This is a genomic window from Catonella morbi ATCC 51271 (genome assembly GCF_000160035.2).
GTDB lineage: Bacteria > Bacillota > Clostridia > Lachnospirales > Lachnospiraceae > Catonella > Catonella morbi.
This window is the reverse complement of sequence record NZ_KI535367.1, coordinates 234,114-259,371: the sequence shown is the minus strand read 5'-3', so window position 1 is coordinate 259,371 and position 25,258 is coordinate 234,114. Positions and strand designations below refer to the sequence as shown.

The window sequence follows — 25,258 nt, the reverse complement described above, 5'->3', positions numbered from 1 at the left end:
TTTCTTTGAGCCTCTCCCCATCTTTTATGGCCACTTAGAAATGTTCTTATTTTTTCTTCTCAGTCTTCTTCTTTGCTTTTTCAGCTTTTTCTTCTTTAGCTGTCTTTACCTTATCAAGTTTTTTCTTAAGCTTTTTATCAAGCTTATAAGACTCTCCTTTATACCAGGAGCTGCTTATCACATCATTTGCATCATTATAAACTGACTTTATCTTTTCCCAGCCTTTTGAAGAATAGTTTTTAATATCGAAGTTTGCCATTACTTTATCAATTGTTGCCATAGCTTTCTTCATTTCACCGATAGAAGTTTTTTCGTACTCAACTCCTGTTTTCTTTACCATTTTCTTTATGTAAGCATCTGCCTTATCAAACATTTCGCCCACATAAAGAGTTTTATCTATGTCCTTTTTATAACCCTTTAACTCTTTCTTAAGCCCTTTGATATCTTTCTTATAACCTGACATCTTAAGCTCACCATTTACATAAGAGTCAAGCTGTCTTTTAAGAATTCTCTTAATAACTTTGATATCATTGTTAGTAAATACGGCATTTACGTCCTCTATACCTCTGAGTCCTCTAAGCTCAAGGTCTCTGCCCTGGGGAAGTTCCAAAGAAGCTGCATCCGCCTTTGCAAGCTCTAATACATCATCTGACTTTTTAATATCAGCTAAAGCTTTAGAGTACTGTGCATCAATAATCTGTGCATAATATTCATTGAAGTTCTTTTTATCAATACTCTTGTAGCCTTCTTTAACTATTTTATAAATATCATTCTTGATGCTCTTAAAATTAAACTTATAACCGGTTCTTAGTATATCATAACTCTCTAAGGCTTTAAAGCACATCTTATACTCTGCAAGTTTTCCTGTTGGGATAAGACCATAGGTCTGTGCCTCCTCATCATAGCCATCTTTATAAAGCTCTGTGTCAAATTTTGTACCGGCTATATACTCACGAGCTTCTTTCTTCAATGTAAATGCAGCCTTTAACACCTTATCCGTATACTTGGTACGGTTTATTTCAAATGATGAATAAAGGGTATCAATAAGGTCATTGGCTTTGGATTTAAGCATAGCCTCATTGTTTTCAATATGACTAGCTTTAACCTTATTGCCTGTTTTTTTCTCTACAGTTTTGCTGTCCTTCTTATCCTTTTGCTGTGTTTTACCTACAAGCTCTACCTTAAGTACTTTGGCAATATTATTTTTACCGTCTTCCTTTAAGCCCTTGGCTGTAGCCTTTACAAAAACCTTGCCCGCCTTCTTAGCTGTAAGCTCGCCTGTTTTCTTGTCAATCTTTGCAAGTCTTGTATCTGTAACACTCCACTCAACTCCTTTAACAGCAACATCCTGCTTGCCGGCTGAATTTAGAGCCACTGCTTCAAACTTAAACTTCTTGCCAACCTTAAGCTTGTCTGCCTTTTTTGTAAATTTTATATCTGCAACCGCAGGCTTTACAGTAACTTCATATTTTTCTTCAATTCCGTTGACTGTCTTAAAAGTAATGGTTGCCTTACCGGGTTTTACACCTCTTACACCATAATTTGAGTAGGCTACCGCAACCTCCGGATTGCTGCTGGTTGCGTAAAATTCCTTAACCAAAGCTTCATCAGGAGCAACATTTACAAAAGGTACGTCCATTTCACCGACAGAAATAACCTTCTTTGCCTTTAAGATTTCCAGTTTAGAAGGAAGCATATCTTCAGCAACATTTACAGAAACTGTAGCTTCTTTATCACCCGCTTTAGCTGTTACGGTTGTATGTCCTACACTAAGTCCCTTTACATAGCCATCTTCATTTACTGTAGCAACCTTTTCATCACTGCTTGACCAGGTTACTTTAGCTGTACTTGTAAAAGGCGAAAGCAGGGTTTCTAAGGCTACTTCATATCCTTTCGGAACTGTAAGCGTTTTATTTTTAACAAAGATATTGTCAACCTTATCGGTAGGATGCTCCTTCATCTCATAGGCTGCCTTTACTGCAGCATAGGCATCTACAACACCGTAACCATACTGTCTTTCATCAAAGAACTTACCATTAAGCATAGATTTATCGGCAGTTCCGCAAAGAATATTATATACCTGTCTCGGTGTAAGATCCTTATTGGCAGAAAGCACAAGTGAAGCCACTCCCGCTACTACAGGCGAAGCCATTGAAGTGCCTGAATACGCTACATATCTGTCTCCCGGCACTGTACTTGGCACAGATGAACCCGGTGCTGATATATCAGAGGTAAATCCATAGTTTGAGAAGTATGATGTCTGATTGTCAGAATCAGATGAATTTACCGAAAGTACCTCCTTAAATGAGGACGGAGAGCTGTCTTTATTGGTATCATCATTTCCTGAAGCAGCTATAAGAGTTATTCCCGCATCATAAGCCGCCTTCATAGCCTTATGGACATTGTCATCATATCCATATCCGCCAAGGCTCATGTTTACAACCTTAACTCCCTTTTCCTTAAAATACTCCATTGCCTTTATCATGTCTACATCATTAATTGAGCCATCTTCATCCTGAACACCCACTACATAGAGTTCAGCCATGTCATTATCAGGACCTGTTGCTATTCCGCTTCCGCCCTTGCCATTGCCATAGGTTGCTGCCATAATACCTGAAACATGAGTTCCATGCTCATCAGCATCTACTACCGCCTTTTTAACAACTCCCTTACTAACCTGTACATACTCTTTTAAGTTTTTCTTAAGATCTTCATGTAAGGAGTCTACACCTGTATCCATTACACCTATTTTAGTCTTGGTATATCCTTTTTCTTTTAACAGTTTCCAGGCCTTCATGACATTGATACCATCAAGCTGGTACTGATAGTTGGCATTCTTAGCATCAAGTAAAGGATCTTTTTTTACCTGAGCCGAAACTCCTGTAACGGAACTTAAAAAAAGTCCTGCACATAAGGTTAAAGATAAAGCTGTCTTTAATTTTCTCATAAATTTTTCTCCTGTATTTCTTAAAATATCTGCTCCAATCCTACCATTTTTTAATATTTTTGTCTATAAACAACCTATTAAAATTATTTTACTTTTTGTATACTATTTCAGTTTAAAAGTTTATAGATACTACACAAAATATTCACAAAAGGACAAGGCATAATACCCTGTCCTTTTATTTTTATTCAGCAAGAAGTTTAAGCACTTCATTGCTCCTTGTTATAAATTTAGTCATAGCCTCCGGCTCTAATGGACGGTTTGCAATGGCTGCAAGGTCGTAAAGCTGTTCGCAGAAGATTTTAACCTTCTCATTGTCAACCTCTTCCTTATGCTCAAGCAGATATTTAACAAGGGCATTGTTACTGTTAAGCACAAGTACCTCTCCCGCTTCAAAAGGATTGGTTCCCATTCCGTACTGTTTCATCATTTCCTGCATCCTGCGCATTTCTTCGGATACAGTCATCATGGAAGAGACATTCTCATTCTTAAGACTTTCTACCTTAACTTCAAGCTTCTCCTTGCCAAGTGCCTTCTTGAAAAGCTCAGACAAACTATCTGTCATAGTTTTAAGTTCTTCCTCAGGTATATCATTCTTTGCGGAAGCATTTACCTTTGAGTCAATACGCTCAAACTTAAGGTCATCATTTTTCATCTCAAGCGCATTCATAAACGGCTGGTCTATTCTATGTGAAAGTACAACCGCATTAAGCCCATGCTCCTTGAACATATTGATATACTGGCTCTGCTCACGCACATCAGTTACATAGTAAATTATCTTCTTAGGTTTATCAGGCTCTACCTCAGCATCCTCTTTATTTTCTTCCTCAGGCTTTTCTTCTGCTTCTTCCTTTTCAGGCTCTATAGTCTTTACATAGTCATCAAAGGTTACATACTTGTCGTTTAAGTCCTTAAAGAGAATGAATTCCTTCATTTTCTCTTCAAACTTATCATCCTTTAAACAGCCGTATTTAATAAATGGACTGATATCATCCCAGTATTTCTCATAGTTTTCTCTGTCAGTCTTGCAAAGTCCCGAAAGCTTCTCAGCTACCTTCTTTGTTATATAGTCTGATATTTTTTTCACAAAACCGTCATTCTGCAAAGCACTTCTGGATACATTAAGCGGTAAATCAGGACAGTCAATTACTCCCTTTAATAAGAGCAGGAACTCAGGAATAACTTCCTTGATATTGTCTGCAATAAATACCTGATTGTTGTAAAGCTTAATAGTTCCCTCTGCTGCCTCATACTCGTTATTAATCTTAGGGAAGTAAAGAATACCCTTCAAATTAAACGGATAATCCATATTGAGGTGAATCCAGAAAAGAGGCTCTTTATAATCTCTGAACACCTTTCTGTAGAATTCTTTATAATCCTCTTCCTTAACTTCATTCGGATGCTTTGTCCAAAGTGGGTGGATTTCATTTACAGGCTTTGGTGCTTCTTCTTTCTTCTCACCTTCTTTGTCCTCTACTACCTCTGTTTTTTCTGTCTTAATCGCATTTGAATTGGTATAGTAGATTTCAACCGGCATAAATGAGCAGTATTTCTCCAAAATTTCCTTAACTCTGTATTCATTGGCAAATTCATAGCAATCATCATTTAAGTAAAGGGTAATCTTGGTTCCGCGTTCTGTCCTGTCACCGTCCTCCATAGTAAAGTCAACACCTTCATCGGAAGCCCAGTGTACAGCCTTTTCACCCTCTTTATATGAAAGGGTGTCTATGGTAACTCTTCTTGCTACCATGAAAGCTGAGTAAAAACCAAGTCCAAAGTGACCAATAATCTGCTCTTCACTTGCCTTATCCTTATACTTCTCAAGGAAGCTCTGTGCTCCCGAAAAAGCTATCTGGTTGATGTATGTCTTCACCTCATCGGCTGTCATACCAATACCGTTATCAATGACGGTTATAGTCTTTGCTTCACTGTCAGTGATTACATCTACTCTGAATTTGTTATCTTCCGGTGCTTTCCATTCTCCTATGCCATCTAACTTTTTAAGCTTTGTTATGGCATCGCAGGCATTTGAAACAAGCTCTCTTAAAAAGATATCATGGTCAGAGTAGAGCCATTTTTTAATAATCGGAAATATGTTTTCCGAAGTAATTGATAATGAACCTTTTTCAATATTTCCCATTGTATTTTTCTCCTTGTATTCATATATTTTTTGTCTAAAGCATAGATTATTTGTTTTATACTTTTTATCCATTTAAAAGATAAAAACCGAACAGTAATAAACCGTTCGATTATTATAATAATACTGATTTTGATACTTGTCAAGATTTTATTAGCACTCTTTTTTATTGAGTGCTAATAAACATTTTATAATCTGCCTGCTGTATCTTCAAAAAACATTATATAATATATAGGCAGATAAATTATCCCCCTCTTACACTTAACTTCTCTTTGGTTTGACAACACATAAGCCTTTTTTATATTATAAGCTTCATTTTTTACAAAATTACTGAGAGCACTGTGTACTGTATAATCCTTTCCGGATTTTACCTCAATCGGTACAACCGAAAGTGAGTTATAATCATCAATTAGGTAGTCTACCTCTCCCTTATCTCTGTTATCATAGTAGAATAGTTTATATCCATGTGCTATTAGTTCACTCGCAACGACACTTTCATAAACTGAGCCGAGATTAATACTGCATTTATCATCTAATACAGCTCTGATATTATTTCCGTAAAGTATACTTGTTAATATGCCTACATCGTTTAAATATAACTTGAGTAAGTTCTTACTGCTTGACTGAACAAGAGGAAAACCTGGATTTGATATAGCCTGAACATTGAGGGCAATACCTGCACTTATAAGGTATTCAAATTCATCTTCATAATCGCTGAATGTTTTCCCCTTTTTATTTTCAATATTTTTTGCTACAACCCTCTTCTTCTTATTTTCCATGTTAGAAGGAAGCATATCGTATATTCTTCGGATCTTAAGCTTATTTTCCTCATCATATTTCGAAGCATCAGCAGCATAATATTCACGAATTTCATTCTGGATCTCACGAACAAGGACAATATTCTGATTGGCCAAATATGAATTTACTGCCTCAGGAAGTCCTCCCACCAATAAATATTTACGAAATAAATCCATCATCTTATTATGTGTGGCTTCATCAAGTGATTCTTCTTTTTCATATTTTTTACGCAAAAGTGATATACTCATCTCATTAAATCCATTGGCATATAAAAATTCCTCAAAATCAAGCGGGAACATTCTTACTTTTCTTATACTTCCCATAGGTATTGAAGTTGTCTGTGATAATGTGACCCCTAACAATGAATCGCTTGCAATAAAAGTATATTTATCATCTTGTGATAAAAACTTAAGTAAGGTTAAAAGATGTGGATAGGCCTGTATTTCATCTATAAAAATAAGCGTATTTTCCTTCTGTTCCATCTTATTTCCTGCCAGCATACTAATCTGCAGATAAAAGTCCTCTACAGTTTTAATACCTTCAAACAGCTTATTCTTTAGAGAATCTTCTATCATATTAATCTCAATAAAGTTTTTATATAGTTTTTGTCCAACATAACGAATAATGTAAGTTTTTCCCACCTGTCGTGCACCATCAACCAACAAAACCTTTTCAGAATTACTTTTTAAATGTTCTTCAATGAGAGTTTCAATTTTTCTAATCAGCATTTAATTAACCTCAAATTTGACTTTTCAATATATTTTCAATCATAATTTTATGACTTTTCAATAATATTATTGCATAATTTTTATGACTTTTCAATATAATTTCAGTAGTAAAACACTGACTTTTCAAAAAAATCTGCGACTCTTAAAATTTAGCACAGGAAAGAGGAGACCTGAAAACCTTATAGAATCACAATTTTCAGAACTCCTCTTTTGATATTTTTTATAGCAACCCGGATACCTTTATAAAACTTCCACTGCTTTCTTCTCTACCTCTATTCCTGCCTTAAACTTCTCCATATACTCTTCAAGCCCCTTTACGTCAAGTTCATCAGGTTCTACCGTAGTTCCGGTTGCATTCTTAAATATAACCTTTTCCAAATACTCGGAAAGGCTCATATTCTCCCTGTTAAGCAAGTAAGCTGCAAGTACAGCCATTCCCCAAGGTCCGCCCTCGCCTGCTGTATCCATAACTGTTACAGGAGCATTTACTGCTGCCGCCAGATAACTCTGTGCAACCAGAGGAGTCTTAAAAAGTCCTCCATGCCCCATTATCTTAGTTACCTTCACCTTCTCATCCTTCAAGAGAATATCAAGCCCAATCTTAACTGCCCCAAGTGAAGCGTAAAGATGAGATCTCATAAAGTTTGCAAGGTTAAACTTACTCTCAGGCATTCTTACAAATAATGGCCTGCCCTCATTCAGGTGAACTATACCCTCTCCCGAATAATAGCCGTAAGAAAGAAGTCCGTCGCAGTCCTTGTCTCCGCTTAGGGAATTATTATATAACTTCCCATACAACTCGCCCATATCTGCCTTGATGCCAAAAAGCTCTGCAAATTCCTTAAATATATTCACCCAGGCATTTAAGTCTGAGGTACAGTTATTAGCATGCGCCATAGCCACCGGATATCCGTCAGGTGTAGTCACCATATCTATCTCTCTGTACAACTTGGATAAGCCCTTTTCAAGCACAAGCATTGCAAAAATAGAAGTTCCTGCAGATACATTTCCCGTGCCTACCGCAACCGAATCTGTGGCTACCATTCCTGTGCCTGCATCTCCCTCGGGCGGACACATAGGCACTCCCGCCTCTAAATTGCCGCTTTCATCAAGAAAGGCTGCTCCGGCAGCAGTTAAGTTTCCTGCATTATCTCCTGCGGAAAGTACCTTTGGAAAAACCTCCATAGGGTTTATCTCATATCCTTTTTCTGAAACAAGTTTAATAAATTTATCAGACATTCCCTTATCATAATTTCCTCCGGAGACAGGAAATATTCCCGCAGCATCACCTACTCCTATAACCTTTTTACCTGTAAGTTTAAAATGTATGTATGCCGCTAAGGTTGCAGCAAAATCAAGTTCCTTCACGTATTCCTTTTTATCAAGTACAGCCTGATAAACATGTGCTACAGTCCATCTTAGAGGAATGTTAAAGTCAAAAAGCTCCGTAAGTTCATCTGCTGCAGCCTCAGTATCACTGTTTCTCCAGGTCTTAAACGGTGTAAGAAGCTTACACTCTTTATCAAAGGCCATAAGCCCATGCATCATCGCACTTATGCCCATAGAGCCTATCTTTTTAAGGGTAACTCCATACTTTTCCTCTACATTTTTTCTTAACGAAGTATAGCATTTCCTTGCACCTTCATGGATTTCATCCAAAGGATAAGTCCATGTTCCATCGGTGAGAGAATTTTCCCAATCATGAAAACCTACCGCAAGTACCTCACCCGTAAAGTCAATCAGTACAGCCTTTATTCTTGTTGAACCGAACTCTATGCCAAGTGAAGTTTTGCCCTGCTTAATAATCTCTGTTTTGTCGGTACAAATTGATTTGTTTTCCATATCTTCTCCGTTTCTCCATTACGTCAGCCAAATTTTTTCTTACTTTTTTACTTCTGCCCATAATATGCATTCGGACCATGCTTTCTTGTAAAATGCTTCTCAAGATAATGTGCAGGTGCATTTTCTGCCTTAGGATTAATAATCTTCGTAAATATATCCATCTTAGCCACTTCTTCCATAACCACTGCATTATGTACAGCTTCAAACGGAGTCTTTCCCCAGGAAAAAGGTCCATGGCTTTTGCATACACAGGCCGGAACATAAGTCGGATTTATATTTTTATCCTTAAAAGTTTTCACAATCACAAGTCCTGTATTCTTCTCGTAATCTTCCTCTATTTCTTCCTTGGTAAGATGCCTTATACAAGGGATATTTCCATAAAAATAATCGCATTGCGTAGTTCCCATGCAGGGAATATCCTCTCCTGCCTGTGCAAAACCGACTGCATACGGCGAATGAGTATGTACTATCCCTCCTATATTGTCAAAAGCCTTGTACAGCTCAAGGTGAGTTTTGGTATCGGAGGAGGGATTAAGCTCCCCCTCCGCCCTATTTCCGTCAAGGTCAATTACAACCATGTCCTCAGGCTTTAATTTATCGTATTCCACCCCGCTTGGTTTTATAACCACAAGCCCTTTTTCTCTGTCTATTCCAGACACATTTCCCCAAGTAAAGGTAACAAGTCCGTATTTTGGCAAAAGCATATTGGCTTCATACACACTTTTTTTAAGTTCCTCAAGCATAGCCCCCTCCTTATTTCATAAAGAACTTCTGCAAATCAGCTTCTGTGGTATCATCTCCTATAGTAATAAGTTCTGTTCCCGTAAGTCTTGCAAACATAGCTATATCATCCCTTGTAAGTGCAGTAGATACTACCGAGTGGTGTGCGCCGCCTGCATAACACCAGGCAGAAGTTCCGATATTAAAATCAGGTTTATGGCGGTACATTATTCTGGCTACAGGAAGTTTGGGCATTGGCTTAGGCTGTTTTACCAGTTCTATATCCGCACAGATTATTCTGAATCTGTCCCCCATATCCACCATTGTCACCTGTATTCCGTCTCCTGTAACACCGTCAAATACAAGTCTTGCAGGATCATCCTTGCCGCCTATTCCAAGCGGATGTACCTGAATTTCAGGCTTTGTCGCTGCGAAAGCGGGCGGAACTTCAAGCATATGGGAAGCAAGTTCAAGCTCTTCCCCTTCCGTAAGGTCATAGGTATAATCCTCAATAAAGCCTGTAGCCCCCTCTCTTCCCTCAGCCATCTTCATAAGGATTGCAGACATTGCTGATATTTTGTAGTCTCCTTCAGGTCCAAAGCCTATTCCCTTGGTCATAAGGTTCTGTACTGCAATACCCGGAAGCTGCTTAAGCCCATGTAAATCCTGGAAGGTATCCGCAAAAGCTCCTATCTTGTTTTTTGTTAAAAATTTCTCAATCGCCACTTCATACTTTGCCTGTTCATATACTGCATCAACCTTATCTGTTGCCATGGTATATTTATCAGTGTATTCCTTCATTTTCGCATCTACTTCTTCTTTTGTAACCTTTGATGCTATATCTACAATATCACCAACTGCGTAATAGTTACATTCCCAGCCGAATCTAATCTGACTTTCTACCCTGTCACCGTCAGTTACGGCAACTTCTCTCATATTGTTTCCGAATGAAGCCACTTTAAGTTTTCTTGAAAATGCTATAGCCTTTGCTACTTCCGCAAAACGCTTAATCTTAGCAATTACATTTGCATGCTTATAAAAGCCTGCTGCCACCTCGTGTACTATCCCCATCCTTGCCAAGATGAAAGCATATTCTCTGTCACCGTGAGCTGCCTGGTTGAGATTCATAAAGTCCATATCTATGCTGTCATAAGGGAGTTTTTCATTAGCCTGTGTATGAAGGTGAAGAAGCGGCTTTCTAAGTTCCTGTAGGCCTTTTATCCACATTTTGGCAGGTGAAAATGTATGCATCCAGGTTACTACACCCACACAATCATCATCATTTGAAGCCTTGCGGAGATTGCTTATACAAAGTTCTGAGGTTTCTACTGTTGGCAGGAGTTCTACCTCTGCTATACCCTTTAACTTCTCATTTAAGAACTCTGCCATTTCTTTGCTGTCTGCCGCTACCTGCTTTAGGCATTCATCACCGTATAAATCCTGTGAACCTACTACAAAATACAATTTTCCCATTGAAACTTCCTCCTATTATATATTTCTTATGTCCCTTACAGAATTTCCATCATTAAACACTACCGGAAATCTGTGCGAATAATTTTTGTTCTGCCAATGACTGTCATTTAACATTTTTAGCAGATTCTTTGCAGCAAGCCTTCCAAGTTCAAATTTGGGATGCACGGCCGATAGAATCTTCAAATCTCCATGTTCGGCTAACCTTGCATCATCAAAAGAAACCATCGACAAATCTCTTGGTACGGATATGGCTTTACTTTCCAAAAACTCCAGGTAATAATCTGCAATTTCATCGTTATACATTATCATAGCTGTGCAATCTCTCGTTCTTCTGTACATTTTGGAAAGACTCTTGGTAGTTAACTTCTCATCCATATCCTTTGTCGAATACCAGCGTATACAGTCATCATCAAATTTAACTCCATAGTCGGAAAGACACTCTATGAATCCTCTATACCTCTCAAGCCCTTGTACATCATCATATTTGAATATTCCTCCTATACGCTTATGACCATTTTTAATCAATCTCTTTGTAAGCTCATAACTTGCCTGTGAATCCGACATTTCTATACTGTCAAAGGTTTGATTACTATAATGGTTATGAATGAAAATGGTTGGAATACTCCTTTTTTCTATCTCTTTATAAAGTCTTATATTAGGGTTTGGAAAACTCGACCTCGTTCCCTCTATTATAAGTCCCGATACATTTGCTTTTAATAATCCTTCCAGATAAATTGCTTCGTCATTAAGCCTGTTTTTGGTAACTGCCACATCTATGGCAAAACCTCTTTCCTCAAGCACCGATTTTATACCTTCATAAACCTGAGGAAATAAATAATCGGAGAAATAACTTAGTATAAGTCCTATATGCTTCTTTTTTCTATCTTCTTCATCATTTTTATAGGAAACATAAGTTCCGCTTCCTCTAACCCTGGAAATAAGACCTTCTTTTTCAAGCTGATTCAATGCATTTCTTACAGTCTGCCTTGAATATCCGAATTTTTTCTCTAAGACATGCTCAGAAGGAAACTTCTCATTATTCTTTATTACTCCGCTCACAATCAGTGTCCGTCCCCAGTTGTATAGTTTCCGATATTTTATGCCGCCTTTTGCCTCATTACACATTTTCTTTGCCATAACGACACTCCTTTGGTAAACCCCAATTATTCACACCATAGGTCAAGACCTCATATTCTGCATGGTACAGTATGATAAACAATTTGTACTTAGTCTCATAATAGCTTCTTATATGATTTAAGGCAAGCAGTTTTAATTTTTTTCTTTTGAAAGTTGTATTTAATCTGTATTTTTGTCTCTGTATTTCTGTTATTCATCTGAAAACAAATACATAATTTATCCGAAATTATTCGCCTTCAGCCTACATATGTAGGAGGAAAACTACTCAAACCAGCCGCAAAACAGATGATATTTTTATATATCGTAAAATCCTCCACCAAAACTAAAAAAAGTACAACTTTTAAGTTGTACTTTTTTGGTTAAGAAAAACATATGCTTTGTTTCAAAATACTGTCTCAATCCTATCCGAACTGACTTCCAAATTTTTCCGTACCGTGCCGCAAAGCTTCCACAGCAGGAAGCATTTTGCCCGAAAGGAAGCGAATCAGTGCTCCTCCACCCGTGCATATATAGTCAATCTTGTCCGTGACGTTGTACTTTGCCGCCGCTGTAATCGAATCTCCTCCTCCCACCACTGTAAAGGCTTTTGACTCCGCAATAGCTTGCCACACTTTTAATGTTCCATATTCTGCTCCTTCTGTTTCAAATTTTCCCATAGGGCCGTTGACAAACACAGTTTCGGAAGACGCAATAATGCTCGTGTACAGTTCCGCTGTATCCTTCCCTATATCAACCGCAAAGAATTTTGCCGTAATGTCATTGAGCTTAGCCTCGCTTCGAGTGTTTTCCCTTATCTGCGCAAGATCGACAGGAACCAGGATTCTGTCCGAAAATCTTTCATATAGTTCTTTGGCTTTTGCAATATATTCTTCATAGCCTGAAGTTCTGATAAAGTCCAGACTTTCCCGACCTATTTCTTTCCCAAGTGCCACAAGAAAAATATTTGCCGCAAGACCACCTGTAAGAATGTGATCCGCTACACCCGCAGCAAGGACGGAATTCATCATAAGAAATGCATCAGCAATCTTCGCCCCTCCCAGTACAAACGTACACGGATGTTTAGGGTTTTGCATAAGTTCCGAAAGAATGCAATATTCTTTTTCAAACAATCTTCCCATAGCAGTCGGGAGAACTTCCTCAAAACCACAAAGCGACGGTTGATCACGATGTGCTGCGGCAAAAGCGTCACAAACATAAATATCCGCAGTTGGAGCAAGCCTCCTTACCACTATAGTTTTTGCCTGCTCCTCATGGCTTAATTTTAACTGTCTCTCAAAAATCGTCTGCTCTTCCGACATAAATCTTACATTATCAAGAAGGAGTATTTCACCGTTACCTAAATCCTTAATTTTTTGGATTGCTGCCGGACCGCAAACATCCGGAATAAAGTCAACTTTTTTATTCAAATGATCCGAAAGTACCTGCGCATGTGGCATAAGCGTCCAGAAATTTTCATATTCTATATCGCTTCCCTGATGCGCTAAAAGGACAAGCTTCGCCCCTTTTTCAGACAATTCTTCTATCGTGGGCACACAGGCCATGATTCTGGAAGTATCTCTAAGTTTTCCGGTTTCACGGTCGATCGGCTGGTTGATATCTATCCTGCATATAACCGTTTTCCCGTTTACCTTAAAATCATCCAACGTATTAATCCCGAATTTCATAACATTCCTATGATGATCTTAACAAGCAAATCAACATTTTCCTTTCTTAAACATACCTTTAAATCTTCCGATTCCCAGATATTTATTTGTCAGAGATGTTGCATCCTCCATATTGAGCTGCATATTCATAGCTGCACGGATACCGTCTATCGTTTCCGGAATAGTAACCGCTTCCTGCGGAATGTTGATTGCGAACATAATATCGTCCCCTATTTCCACTATGCTATCCGCCCAAAGGCCTATTTCATAATTATCGCCTCTGCAATGCCCAAGGTCTCTTCCGTATTTAAAAAATGATGCATTGCCGAGAAATCCCTCGTCCGTCGTAACAACTCTTATTCTTGGATGTTTTTCAAATTCTGCTAATGCCGACTTTTTTTCAATTTTACTTTTTCCATGAACCACACAGGTGATTATATGACCGTACGTTACGGGAGTGTGCACCAGAATACCCGTCGCCCTTATATGAGGCATGATAGTCATTAAATCAACCGCCTGATGAGATGGAGCTTTGTCAATACGCAGAGCATCCGTAAGCCCTCTGTGATAGTCACCCGGATCGGCTACTCTTCTGATAATTGTAATTGCAATATTATCTACCCCAAAAGCACGATCCAGACAATCCGCCGCACGAATCAATCCCGTTGTATTACAGCTTGTTAATTTCAAATAATCTTTCCCTATACCTTTTTCATAATTCGCATAACCATGAAAAAATACATCGGCAACTTCATTTTTTTCTCCACCCTGGAAGATTGCTTTAATTCCTTCTTTTATATATAATTCCTTATTTTTAGCTCCGACTCCCGCCGGAGAAGCATCAAGCATTATATCAACCTTATCAATCAAATCATTGATTGTTCCTTTTACGGGAATCCCTATTTCTTCAAACGAACTGCGTTCTGCTCCTTCAGCCATATAAAGATCGTACGGCATTCCTTTTTCATATAATGCACGAATTGCAAGCGTGGGTGCAAAATCAACAACTCCCACCAACTCCATATCTTCCTGCATGGCCACTCCATCAGCAAGACGCTGACCTATCGTACCATACCCCGCTACTCCGACTCTTACCTTTGTCATAAAACAGCCTCCTTTATTCTTCGTAACTTCAAAGGGTCTTTTATCTTTCTTCATTCCAAGTCATCATTGACATATATTATTTTGACATTATTCTCTTCCAAGACCTGTATAAGTTTAGGATCTTCTATTGGTCTTGCAGTAATAATCCCCGTAAGTTCACTAAACTCAGAAAATACATTTACTCCCGAAATATGAAACTTCGTAGAATCAATCAGAGCGTAAACTTCATCCGCCGATTTAATAATCTGTTTTTTTACGGAATACTGTAGTGGCGACGTTACCGTCAGCCCTCTACAACCGCTTACACCGGATGCTCCTATAAATGCTTTATCGACATGATGTCTCGCAAGATAGTCGACGGTATCGGCATCCGCAAGACACATATCCTCAAGCATGCCACCCGGCATAAATACGTGCACATCGGTATCGTTTAAAATAGTGGCTACAGGCACTGAATTTGTGATGACCGAAAGACTTTTTTTGTCTTTTAAATTTTCTGCAAGTGCAAGTGTTGTTGTCCCCGCATCAATGCATATAGTATCATTTTCGTGTACCATTTCCGCAGCCTTACGTCCGATCAGCTTTTTCTCGTCATAATTTATGTTGTCACGAAAACTGTACACAGGAGCACGATCGGGTTCCACATAAATGATTTTACCCCGCGTTTTATGTATTTTGCCCTCTGCCGCAAGTGTATTTATATCTCTCCTTATAGTGGCTACAGATGCGGAAATTGCAGCAAAAAGTTCGTTAATCTTCACAATTTCTTTTTTTTGGGCAAACTCAAGTATTTGCTGTCTGCGATTATCACCTTTCATAAATCCCCCTTTAAAATCGATTACCTGTTAAAAATTATCCTTACCATCGAAATAATCATATTTTAAAGCAGAACATTTTGCAACCGAATATCGGTAAAAATCATTATTTGATTAATTTGTCATAGTATCAATCATTTTTAAGCCTATTATTTTGTTTCATCTTACTAATTAAAGATTTAACCACCGGCCACAGTATCGATATAATTGCAATCATAAGAAAACCGCATGAGATAGGACGTGTAAAAAAGATTGATATACTCCCATGTGATATAACCAAAGATCGCTGTAAATTTTTCTCTGCAAGGTTCCCTAAAATCAATCCCAATATTATCGGTGGCATAGGGAAATCCAGTTTTATCAATATATAAGCAATAACCCCCAAAAACATCATCAGCAAGATATCAATTATATTGTTGTTAACCGCATAAGTTCCCACAACGCAAAATGCGAAAACTATCGGTGTCAGATATTTATTCGAAACATCGCCTATCTTAGCAAAGATCCTAATACCGCAATATCCGAGTATGCACATCGCTATATTCGCTGCAAACATACCTAAAATAATTCCGTATACCACCTTCCCCTGGGTTTGAAACAGAAGAGGTCCCGGAACAATACCCTGCATCATCAGAGCACTCAGCATAACCGCTGTACCGGCGTCTCCCGGAATTCCCAATGTGAGAAGCGGTATCAATGCTCCGCCCGAAATTGCATTATTTGCCGCTTCCGGTGCCGCAACTCCCTCAGGTATACCTTTTCCGAATAACTCCTTGTGCTTGGATACCCTTTTAGCCTCGTTATAGCCAACCCAGCACGCAATGTCTCCCCCTGTACCGGGTATCGCACCGATTATTGTTCCTATAATGCTTGAACGAAACATCGTTGGTAAAGTTGCCTTTACATCCTGCAAAGTCGGAAAAATTCGGTTTAACTTTTGTTTTGTTCCCTTGTCCTCTTGATCTCAGCCGTTTTCAATATTAATAAGCCCCTGTGCAAAAGCATAAAGAGCAATTAAAACAGGAATCATCTGAATACCGCCCATAAGATATACTGTACCGAAAGTAAATCGGCTCTGTCCGGTAAGGGAATCAATCCCTATAGTAGCCATAATCAGCCCAAGAACCGCTCCAATCAAACCTTTAACAATGTTTTTTGCCGAAATGCTCGTCACCATCGAAAGTCCAAAAATAGCGAGAGCAAAATACTCCGGAGCACCGAAGTTAAGTGCAACCTTACTTAAAAGGGGGGAAATCCAAAACAACATAATTGACGAGAAAATACCGCCGAAAGTAGATGCCATCGTTGATATTCCGAGCGCCCTGCCAGCCTCTCCCTTAAGATTCATGGGATATCCGTCCAAAGTCGTGGCCGCGGAATTAGCGGTTCCCGGCGTATTTATTAAAATTGCCGTTATAGATCCTCCGTATATGGCACCGCAAAATACTCCCAGAAGCATCAAAACTCCTGATTCTCCCTGCATTTTCAATGTAAGGGGCATCATTATCGACAATCCCATTATAGAGGAAAGTCCGGGCATCGAGCCTACCAAAATACCTATTAAGCAACCTAAAAATATAATAAAGAGGTTAAATGGCTGAAACACTGTATATAAAGCCGACATTAACGCTTCAAACACTTTTCTCCTCCTTTCAAAACAATACGCCTGTTGGTAAAGAAAGCTTCAAAATTATGGAGAACACCACAAAAGTAAATGCTTCAACTCCGATTGTTACCCCGGCTAACAGCCGTATATCCTTTTCACCCATCAATAACATGGTAGCCGGAATCATAAAAAAAGCTCCTATGAAAAAACCGAAAAAATAAAGTAGTATACCGAATATAGCAAGAACTCCGACTCCTTTTAAAACTCTTCTGAATGATGCTGAGTGTATATCAAAAACTACCGTTTTCCGTTTTTCTTTTTCCTTCTGCATTGTTTGAATAAACAATATCACGGACAGTAAAGCCAAACAGATTGAGAGGATCTTCGGCCAGTCTCCCGCTCCTATGGTAAACCGTATTCCGGAGGGCATTGCATCTGCACCTATATATATAACTACTGCTATCACGATAAAAATCAGCACACACAAAATATTATATTTTTTCATAGTCACACCTCTTTAACACAAAGCCCCCGGATATGCCATTGATTCTTTTCACCGTATTTTCATTTAATCAGACTTTCATAATAAGTTTGCTGTTCCGCAACAAATGAGAGGATATCCTTATGTTCCATCTTAGGAACCGCCTGGAAGCTGAAACTTTTAAGTGTTTCCGCATATCCTTCCGAAGCTGCTGCTTCAGAGAATATTTTTGTTAAATAGGTTACCGCCTCATCCGGAGCTCCCTCTCTGACAGCCAGAGTAATCCAGCTTAAAATGTTCATATCTTTCAATTCTTCGAAAGTTTCAGCCATTGTAGGTACATCAGGATAGGAATCAAGCCTTTTCTTTCCCGTACTCGCAATAGCCTTCACCGCATCGGCCTCAAGCTGTCCCTGCGCCGCTCCCGGAGCAGCTACTGTTGCCATACATTCCCCACTGACAACTGCCAGTACACTGTTTGCGGAAGAATCATATGAAACTGTTGTAACATCAAGTCCCAACTTTTTATTTAATGCGGTATATACAAGATGAGGAACCGCTCCTTCTCCGGTATCACCGATAGAAACCTTGCCCGGATTTTCTTTGCAATATTTAACAAACTCCTCAAATGTATTGTAAGGAGCATCTTTTGCTACAACCAAAAGATAAGGATCCTGTTCAATCATAGCGAGGGGAATTACTTTGGAAGAATCAACATCCGTGTTACCCAGTGCATAGCTGAGAACCATGTCACAGTTGTAAACTCCAATAGTATAGCCGTCCGCTTCGGTATTCATAAACTGATTAAAGCCGACCAACCCTGAGCCTCCTGCCACATTGGAAACAATGATGTTTTTTGATAAATCTTTCTTTGGTATGGCATTAATGACACTTCTTACACAGGTATCCGTTGTTCCTCCTGCCGCATAATAACAAACAGCCGAAAGATCTTTTGTGGGAAAATCTTTCGACGATCCTGAAGACCCTCCACATCCGGACAAAGCTGATGTAATAACAGATAATCCTAACAATACAGCCGCTAACCTCTTCTTCATACCTCAAAACCTCCAATTCAAAAATTTTTATTGTGTTCAATCTTCTTTAATTTCAGGCAACGGATTTTGTCTTATAAAATCACTGATTTGGTCGAAACTTTCAATGCCCTCGCATGCCCCAACATGCTGAATTACCTGCGCCGAACAGGCCGTGGCAAAAATCATTTTATCTACAGCATCCGTGTTTTGTCCAAGCGTGGTCAGAAAACCCGAAACAAAAGCATCCCCCGCTCCGGTAGTATCTTTGACGGGCACCTTATAACATCCGCACATAAATGCAGTGTTTTTATCTTTATAATAGGCCCCCGTCTCCCCTGCTTTTATGACAACATGTCCCACTCCCTTTTCGATGAAATATTCTGCCATATCAGAAACTCTTTCCTTATGAGTAAGATGTACGGCCTGCTCAATACTCGGAAGGAAGTAATCCAAATAAGGATAATTACATTCAATAATTTCTCCCCATCTTCCCGTACGGTCAGTAGTTACATCCATCGAAGTAATAACCCCTTTTTCCTTGGCTTTTTTTAATATAACCGCCGCACCTTCGCCGTCAAATTTTTTCATATGAAAAGTTCCCGCTATTTGCAAAATATCGGCATCATCCAACATAGCCGTATTGATGTCAGCACTCTCAAAGGCTTCGCTGGAAGCAAAATTCTGGTAAAATGTCCTTTTACCTTCAGAATTAAGTAAAATCAATGACTTTGACTGTTTGACCCCCGGATATCTGATAATATTTGAAATATCAACTTTTTCTTTTTTCAGTGACTCTAAACAGTTATCCGCAAAAATATCATCTCCAAAAGGCCCAACATAGGTCACCCTGTTGCCCAATCTTGCCATGTCTACCGCATTATTATGCGCGTCTCCTCCCGCCTTAATCAAAAAACTCTCAAGATAATGATAATCCGTATTCAGCTCAACCTTTTCAACCGGAAAAGCAATCAAGTCAACCGTTGTTTCACCGATACATAAAACCCTCTGCATTTCATCACCCCTGCTTTACTTTGGCTTCAGCATAAAACAATTGCTATTTGATTTAATAATACTTTCTGTTTGCTGAAAAGTCAATAGCAAAAATCATTATTTGATTCATATTTTGATTTATATTTGATATTATTTGATTTTTTTATGTCTTTTTGATTGAAATTTCATTTAAATAGTGATATCCTGTTTTTAACAAAGCATTTTATGATTTATTGTTTCCAAATAAATCATTTTATTGGATTGAATTATTTGTAAACCATAAGGAGGTCAAAAATATGATTGTAACTCTCAAAGAAGTTCTTTCGGATGCAAAGAAAAAACATTACGGCATCGGCGCATTTAATGCCGTCAATATGGAAATGGTCAGAGGAGTTATAGCCGCCGCGGAAGAGCTGAACTCTCCGGTCATTATCGGTACGGCAGAAGTTCTCACAAAGTATACACCGCTCGATACTCTTACATATTTACTTCGCCCGTTAGCGGAAAAATCCAAAATTCCCGTTGTGCTTCACTTTGATCACGGACTTAGTGAACAAAAAATAGTTGAGGCAATGCGACTTGGATTTTCTTCCGTTATGTACGACTGCTCACTTTTACCTTACGATGAGAACATCACTAAAGTTGCTTCACTTACAAAATACGCACATCTTTACGGCTGTACCGTTGAAGGAGAACTCGGGCATGTGGGAACTAATGCTAACCCAAATGCGGAACAGGATATATATACTCGGGTTGAGGACGCAAAAAAATATGCGGAAATGACCGGAGTTGACGCACTTGCCGTTGCAATCGGAACCTCTCACGGATTATACAGGGAAAAACCTAAACTTGATATTGAACGCCTTTCCGAAATAGAAAAGGCCGTAAACATCCCTCTCGTTCTTCACGGCGGCTCCGGCCTCAGTGATGATGATTTCAAAAACTGCATAAAATCAGGCATTTGCAAAATTAATATTTTTACAGACGTAAATATTGCAGCATCAACCGCAGTATATAAAAATTATGAAGATAATAAAGGTATGTCCACTATTATACCCGATACCGTTCAGGCCGTTAAAGCTGCCGCAATGCGCAAGATACAAGTTTTCGGTTCTGTAGGTATGGCGTGAATAATTAGAACTTAGTTTACTTTTAATCGAATTTACATTGGAGGTTATAAAATGAACGTTTATAAAATCGCAGTAATTCCCGGTGACGGAATCGGGCCGGAGGTAATGAATGAATCATTAAAAGTTCTCAACAAAATTTCAGAGTTGGACGGGGGGTTCAAGTTTGAATTTACCCACTTCCCTTGGGGCTGTAAGTACTATTTGGAAACATCCGAAATGATGCCCACCGACGGAATCGATATTTTATCGTCATATGACGCGATTCTGTTGGGCGCTGTAGGATATCCGGGTGTTCCCGACCATATATCTTTGCGCGATCTTCTTCTTAAAATACGTCACAACTTTGACGAGTATATCAACCTCAGACCCGTAAAATTATTAAAAGGTGCCCATTGTCCTCTGAAAAATACAGAGACCGAAGATATCGATATGACTTTTATCAGAGAAAACAGCGAAGGTGAATATTACGGAACCGGTGCTTGGCTGTATAAAGATACTCCAGAAGAAGTTGTCGTACAGGATAATGTATTTTCAAGGAAAGGCTGCGAACGCGTAATACGATATGCTTACGAATTGGCCGAAAAAGAGAAAAAGACACTTACAAGTATCAGCAAGGGGAATGCACTGAATTATTCCATGGTCTTTTGGGATCAAATTTTTAAGGAAATCGGAAAAGAATATCCCAATGTTAAAACCTGTAATCTCCTTGTAGATGCCGCCGCTATGTTTATGGTAAAAGATCCAAAACGCTTTCAGGTGGTGGTTACAAGTAATCTGTTCGGTGATATTCTTACGGATTTAGGCGCGGCTATAGCAGGAGGAATGGGTCTTGCAGCCGGTGCTAATTTAAATCCTGAAAAAAAATTCCCATCTATGTTTGAACCTATTCATGGCTCAGCCCCCGATATTGCCGGTAAAGGTATTGCAAATCCTCTGGCTGCCATCTGGTCAGCTTCACAGATGCTTGATTTTTTCGGTTATGAAAAATGGGGAAAAGTTCTAATTGAAGCCATAGGCGATATGCTTATAAATCATAAAGACAAACTTACTCCCGATCAGGGCGGAAAAGCTTCTACATCCGAATGTGCAGATACATTGATTTCTCTGTTGTAATCAGTTCTCTTGTACTACCTTATACTCTTATGGGGCTGTCGAAATAAACATAAAACACACAGAATATGATGATAAAAATCACTAAAGATGCATATATTTTACGGTATGATTTTTAAAGCGACAACCCCGTTAAACAGTTTTTTATCCAAGCCTCCCTAAAGCTTCCTTAATCCTCTCATAATGCAAAAACCCTTCCTCTTCCTTAAGTATCTCCATATCATCCTCATCCACAAATCTGTAATCTATTACCTCATCAGGATTTACCCTTATACTGCTTTTATTAAAACAGCCCTTAAAATGATAGATGTCAACAAAGTAATTGTCACCGCTCTCAGTATCTTCATTTTTATAGCTGTAGATTAGCTTCCCCTTGTGCTTTGCTATATCAAGCCCTGTTTCTTCGACTATTTCCCTAAGGACCGCAGCTTCGGAGCTTTCTCCCGATCTGGCACTTCCTCCGGGTATTTCCCAGGCTCCTGCCGCCCATCTTTTATCAAGGCTTCTTCTGGTTGCAAGAACCTTGCCGTATTCATCTTCAAGAACAGCAAGTACATAGAGCATATACTGCCCTTTTTTTAGCTTAGTCTCACGAGGTTGTACTACACCTGTTTTCTCTTTATTTTCATTATAAATATCTATCATTTCCATAATATTTTCCTCAAATTCAATCTTCATAGTATCATCAAAACAGCTCTCATTCCCTCTGTGGCAGGCAGCACCGTCTCTTACCACGCGTACCAACAGTGCATCATAATCACAATCAGCTTCAATACTGACTACATGCTGATAGTTGCCGCTGGTTTCACCCTTTAGCCATAGCTCCTTTCTCGAACGGGAATAAAAGCAGGTAAGCTTCTTCCTGAGGGTTATTTCAAGGGATTCCCTGTTCATATAGGCCACAGTAAGCACCCTGCCTGTGGTATAATCCTGAACTATGCAGGGAACAAGCCCCTTTTCATCAAATTTAATCTTATCTATATCAAACATACTGTTTTCTCCTAAATTTATGTGCCAAGCGGCAAATCTCATCAGCTTATACACTTCTAACGGTATAGAAGTGTTCTATAGCAACTGATACAGGATTGCAGGAACTTCGCTTCTCAGGGTTCTTGCAAAAATATTCGTAATCCGCTCATTTTTTTGCAAAAAACGGCTACTTACCCATTTTTTCTTGTCAAAAGATAATAAATTCTTTTGCAAGCAAGCTTACACAGAATTTTATGCTTTTGACACTTGTATTATATATTAAACTCTTACCAAAATTCCCTGCTCTTTTAATTCTTTTTTCAAATCCTTTATCTTCACCTCTCCGGAATGAAAGATAGAGGCTGCAAGTCCTGCTGAAATATCAGGTATCTCCTTAAATAAATCCGTAAAATCCCCTAGCTTTCCGGCTCCGCCTGAAGCTATAACAGGTACGGGACTAATATCACAGACAGCTTTTAAAAGCTTAATATCAAATCCCTGCCTAACTCCGTCTGTATCTATGGAATTTACCACAACTTCACCTGCTCCCCTTTTAATCCCGGCTTCTATAAAACTAAGTGCAGATAATTCGGTATCCCTTCTGCCACCTTCCGCAAATATATGATAATCACCATCTACCATCTTTACATCCACTGAAAGCACCACGCATTGATTTCCGTATTTGCAGGCGGCTTCATTTATAAGCTCTGGATTCCTGATCGCACCCGAGTTTACAGATACCTTGTCCGCACCGCATTTTAATACCCTGTCAAAGTCCTCTAATGTGCTGATTCCGCCGCCTACGGTAAGGGGGATGAATATTTCCCCGGCAACCTTTGTTAAAATATCTACAAACAACTTTCTTCCTTCAACACTGGCTGTAATATCATAAAACACCAGCTCGTCAGCCCCGGCTTCGCTGTAATATTTCCCAAGCTCCACCGGCTCCGAGATTTCTTTAAGCCCTGTGAAATTCACACCTTTTACGACTTTTCCGTCTTTTACATCCAAGCATGGAATTATTCTTTTTGTAATCATATTTTAAGCGCCTCTCTTAAATCAACGTTTCCGGTGTACATAGCTTTTCCTAAAATCGCTCCATAAATACCTGTATTTTTAAGCCTTATAAGGTCATCTAAAGTAGTTACTCCGCCGGATGCCGTTATGTCCATATCCGTAAATTTACTTAGCTTTTCATAAAATGAAACATTTATACCACTCATAGCACCGTCCTTTGCTATGTCAGTTACGATAATATTTTTTATCCCTATCTCCTTAAGCTCGGTCACAAAGTCAAATATAGTCTTATCAGTTACCTCTAACCAGCCCTTAATGGCAACCTTTTCATCTTTTACATCTATACCTACAGCTATCTTCTCTCTGTATTTATCTGTCATTTTATTTAGAAATTCCTTGTCTGTAGCAGCCTTTGTGCCCAAGATTATCCTATTTACTCCCGCATTTATGTATTTTTCAATGGTTGCTTCAGTTCTTATACCTCCGCCTATTTCAACCTTCAGCCCTGTCTTTTTACAGATTTCTTCAACATAGGTAAAATTAGGAGTATTTCCTTCCTTTGCTCCTTCTAAATCTACCAGATGCAGCCACTCACCGCCTGCAGCTTCTATTTCACAAGCCTTATCTACTACATTTTCGCTGTAAATTGTCATCTTGTTATAGTCACCCTTTAAGAGCCTGACTACCTTGCCTTCATATATGTCTATAGCAGGAAATATTATCATAGCTGCCACCTTTCACAGTCTGCAAAAATTTTTAAGTATCTTAAACCCTTTTTCTCCGCTTTTTTCAGGGTGAAACTGCACCCCGTATACATTTTTATTGTTTACTGCCGCAGTTACTTCCACACTGTATTCGGCAGTTGCTATAAGGCTTTCCTCACAATAAAAGCCTGCAAAACTATGTACAAAATACACCTCGTCACCTTCAGCCAAGCCCTCAAATATAGGGCTTTTTTTCTTAAAATGCAAACCATTCCAGCCCATATGAGGAATCTTAAGATTATTTGGTATCACTTCACTTAAGGCTCTTATTTCTCCTTTTATCAACCCCAAGCCTTTATTTTCCCCATATTCAAACGACTTTTCAAATAACAGCTGCATGCCTAAGCAAATGCCTAAAAGCGGCTTCCCTTTAGAAACGTCTTCCATAATTATATCTGAAAGCCCACTCCCATTTAGTTTGGCAATAGCATCACCAAAAGCTCCTACTCCCGGCAAAATTATTCTGTCAGCCTGCGAAATAATATCTTTATCAGAACTGATAATAGCCTCTTCTCCTATTTTTTTAAGAGAACTGACAAGCGAAAATAAATTCCCTACTCCATAGTCTATTATAACTGTCATAATTTCTCCCCATTACTTTTCATTGTTCACATGTGTTTTTATAACTTGATACAAGTGTCAAAAGTATAAAAATTCAATACAAGCTTGCTTGCAAAAGAATTTCTTATCTCTTGACACACAAAAAATATGAGCAATTAGCCATTTTTGCAAAAAATGAGCGGATTACGAATATTTTTTCAAAGATTGCGAGAGGTGAAACCGTAGCAATCCTGTATCAATTTTACCTATGTAAAA

General features: G+C 38.8%; 19 protein-coding genes and 1 pseudogene. 2 read left to right on the top strand and 18 right to left on the bottom strand.

All coding sequences use genetic code 11. The features are described from left to right. Positions 1–46: 46 nt before the first annotated feature. From GCWU000282_RS04825 to GCWU000282_RS04760, 14 genes and pseudogenes are all read right to left on the bottom strand, one after another. Positions 47–2,947, bottom strand: a complete 2,901-nt coding sequence (locus GCWU000282_RS04825) for a S8 family peptidase (RefSeq protein WP_023353899.1) — start codon at positions 2,945–2,947, stop codon at positions 47–49. A gap of 181 nt (positions 2,948–3,128) precedes the next feature. Then, positions 3,129–5,084, bottom strand: coding sequence for a molecular chaperone HtpG (gene htpG, locus GCWU000282_RS04820; RefSeq protein WP_035039565.1), 1,956 nt, complete (start codon positions 5,082–5,084; stop codon positions 3,129–3,131). Between the two features lie 185 nt (positions 5,085–5,269). After that, positions 5,270–6,607, bottom strand: a complete 1,338-nt coding sequence (locus tag GCWU000282_RS04815) for an ATP-binding protein (protein WP_023353897.1) — start codon at positions 6,605–6,607, stop codon at positions 5,270–5,272. Between the two features lie 240 nt (positions 6,608–6,847). Further along, the gene (locus GCWU000282_RS04810) at positions 6,848–8,449 is read right to left on the bottom strand and encodes a xylulokinase (RefSeq protein ID WP_023353896.1); all 1,602 of its coding nucleotides are present in this window, start codon (positions 8,447–8,449) and stop codon (positions 6,848–6,850) included. 47 nt (positions 8,450–8,496) lie between these two features. Beyond that, entirely contained in the window at positions 8,497–9,192 is a 696-nt protein-coding gene (locus tag GCWU000282_RS04805) for an L-ribulose-5-phosphate 4-epimerase (protein ID WP_023353895.1), read from the bottom strand. Positions 9,193–9,202: 10 nt separating this feature from the next. After that, entirely contained in the window at positions 9,203–10,642 is a 1,440-nt protein-coding gene (gene araA, locus GCWU000282_RS04800) for an L-arabinose isomerase (RefSeq protein WP_023353894.1), read from the bottom strand. 15 nt (positions 10,643–10,657) lie between these two features. After that, a complete protein-coding gene (locus GCWU000282_RS04795; RefSeq protein ID WP_023353893.1) occupies positions 10,658–11,779 on the bottom strand; it encodes a GntR family transcriptional regulator in 1,122 nt (373 codons plus the stop codon). Between the two features lie 401 nt (positions 11,780–12,180). After that, positions 12,181–13,443: a phosphoglycerate kinase gene (locus GCWU000282_RS04790; RefSeq protein ID WP_023353892.1), complete on the bottom strand. Its 1,263-nt coding sequence runs from the start codon at positions 13,441–13,443 to the stop codon at positions 12,181–12,183. A gap of 30 nt (positions 13,444–13,473) precedes the next feature. Next, complete coding sequence (locus tag GCWU000282_RS04785) at positions 13,474–14,526, bottom strand: type II glyceraldehyde-3-phosphate dehydrogenase (protein ID WP_035039563.1); 1,053 nt, start codon at positions 14,524–14,526, stop codon at positions 13,474–13,476. Positions 14,527–14,576: 50 nt separating this feature from the next. Further along, on the bottom strand, positions 14,577–15,344 hold the full coding sequence (locus GCWU000282_RS04780) for a DeoR/GlpR family DNA-binding transcription regulator (RefSeq protein WP_023353890.1): 768 nt from the start codon (positions 15,342–15,344) through the stop codon (positions 14,577–14,579). Between the two features lie 127 nt (positions 15,345–15,471). After that, positions 15,472–16,965 (bottom strand): annotated as a pseudogene (locus GCWU000282_RS04775) (tripartite tricarboxylate transporter permease). 28 nt (positions 16,966–16,993) lie between these two features. Then, positions 16,994–17,452: a tripartite tricarboxylate transporter TctB family protein gene (locus GCWU000282_RS04770; RefSeq protein WP_023353887.1), complete on the bottom strand. Its 459-nt coding sequence runs from the start codon at positions 17,450–17,452 to the stop codon at positions 16,994–16,996. 59 nt (positions 17,453–17,511) lie between these two features. After that, positions 17,512–18,483: a tripartite tricarboxylate transporter substrate binding protein gene (locus tag GCWU000282_RS04765; protein ID WP_023353886.1), complete on the bottom strand. Its 972-nt coding sequence runs from the start codon at positions 18,481–18,483 to the stop codon at positions 17,512–17,514. A gap of 36 nt (positions 18,484–18,519) precedes the next feature. Beyond that, a complete protein-coding gene (locus tag GCWU000282_RS04760) occupies positions 18,520–19,473 on the bottom strand; it encodes a carbohydrate kinase family protein (protein WP_023353885.1) in 954 nt (317 codons plus the stop codon). 275 nt (positions 19,474–19,748) lie between these two features. Between GCWU000282_RS04760 and GCWU000282_RS04755 the strand changes: the two genes are divergently transcribed. After that, positions 19,749–20,582, top strand: coding sequence for a class II fructose-bisphosphate aldolase (locus GCWU000282_RS04755; RefSeq protein ID WP_035039560.1), 834 nt, complete (start codon positions 19,749–19,751; stop codon positions 20,580–20,582). 51 nt (positions 20,583–20,633) lie between these two features. Further along, entirely contained in the window at positions 20,634–21,695 is a 1,062-nt protein-coding gene (locus tag GCWU000282_RS04750; protein ID WP_023353883.1) for a tartrate dehydrogenase, read from the top strand. A 141-nt stretch (positions 21,696–21,836) separates the two neighbouring features. Here GCWU000282_RS04750 and hisI read toward each other — a convergent pair whose 3' ends face one another. The 4 genes from hisI to hisH form a co-directional block, all read right to left on the bottom strand. Continuing rightward, positions 21,837–22,682 (bottom strand): phosphoribosyl-AMP cyclohydrolase, encoded by an 846-nt coding sequence (gene hisI, locus GCWU000282_RS16235; protein WP_084295337.1) that lies wholly within the window; start codon positions 22,680–22,682, stop codon positions 21,837–21,839. Positions 22,683–22,940: 258 nt separating this feature from the next. Next, the gene (gene hisF / locus GCWU000282_RS04735) at positions 22,941–23,699 is read right to left on the bottom strand and encodes an imidazole glycerol phosphate synthase subunit HisF (protein ID WP_023353881.1); all 759 of its coding nucleotides are present in this window, start codon (positions 23,697–23,699) and stop codon (positions 22,941–22,943) included. Beyond that, a complete protein-coding gene (gene hisA / locus GCWU000282_RS04730; RefSeq protein WP_035039558.1) occupies positions 23,696–24,403 on the bottom strand; it encodes a 1-(5-phosphoribosyl)-5-[(5-phosphoribosylamino)methylideneamino]imidazole-4-carboxamide isomerase in 708 nt (235 codons plus the stop codon). Before hisA ends, hisF begins: the two co-directional genes overlap by 4 nt. Before the next feature lie 12 nt (positions 24,404–24,415). Further along, the gene (gene hisH / locus GCWU000282_RS04725; protein ID WP_023353879.1) at positions 24,416–25,024 is read right to left on the bottom strand and encodes an imidazole glycerol phosphate synthase subunit HisH; all 609 of its coding nucleotides are present in this window, start codon (positions 25,022–25,024) and stop codon (positions 24,416–24,418) included. Positions 25,025–25,258: the final 234 nt, after the last annotated feature.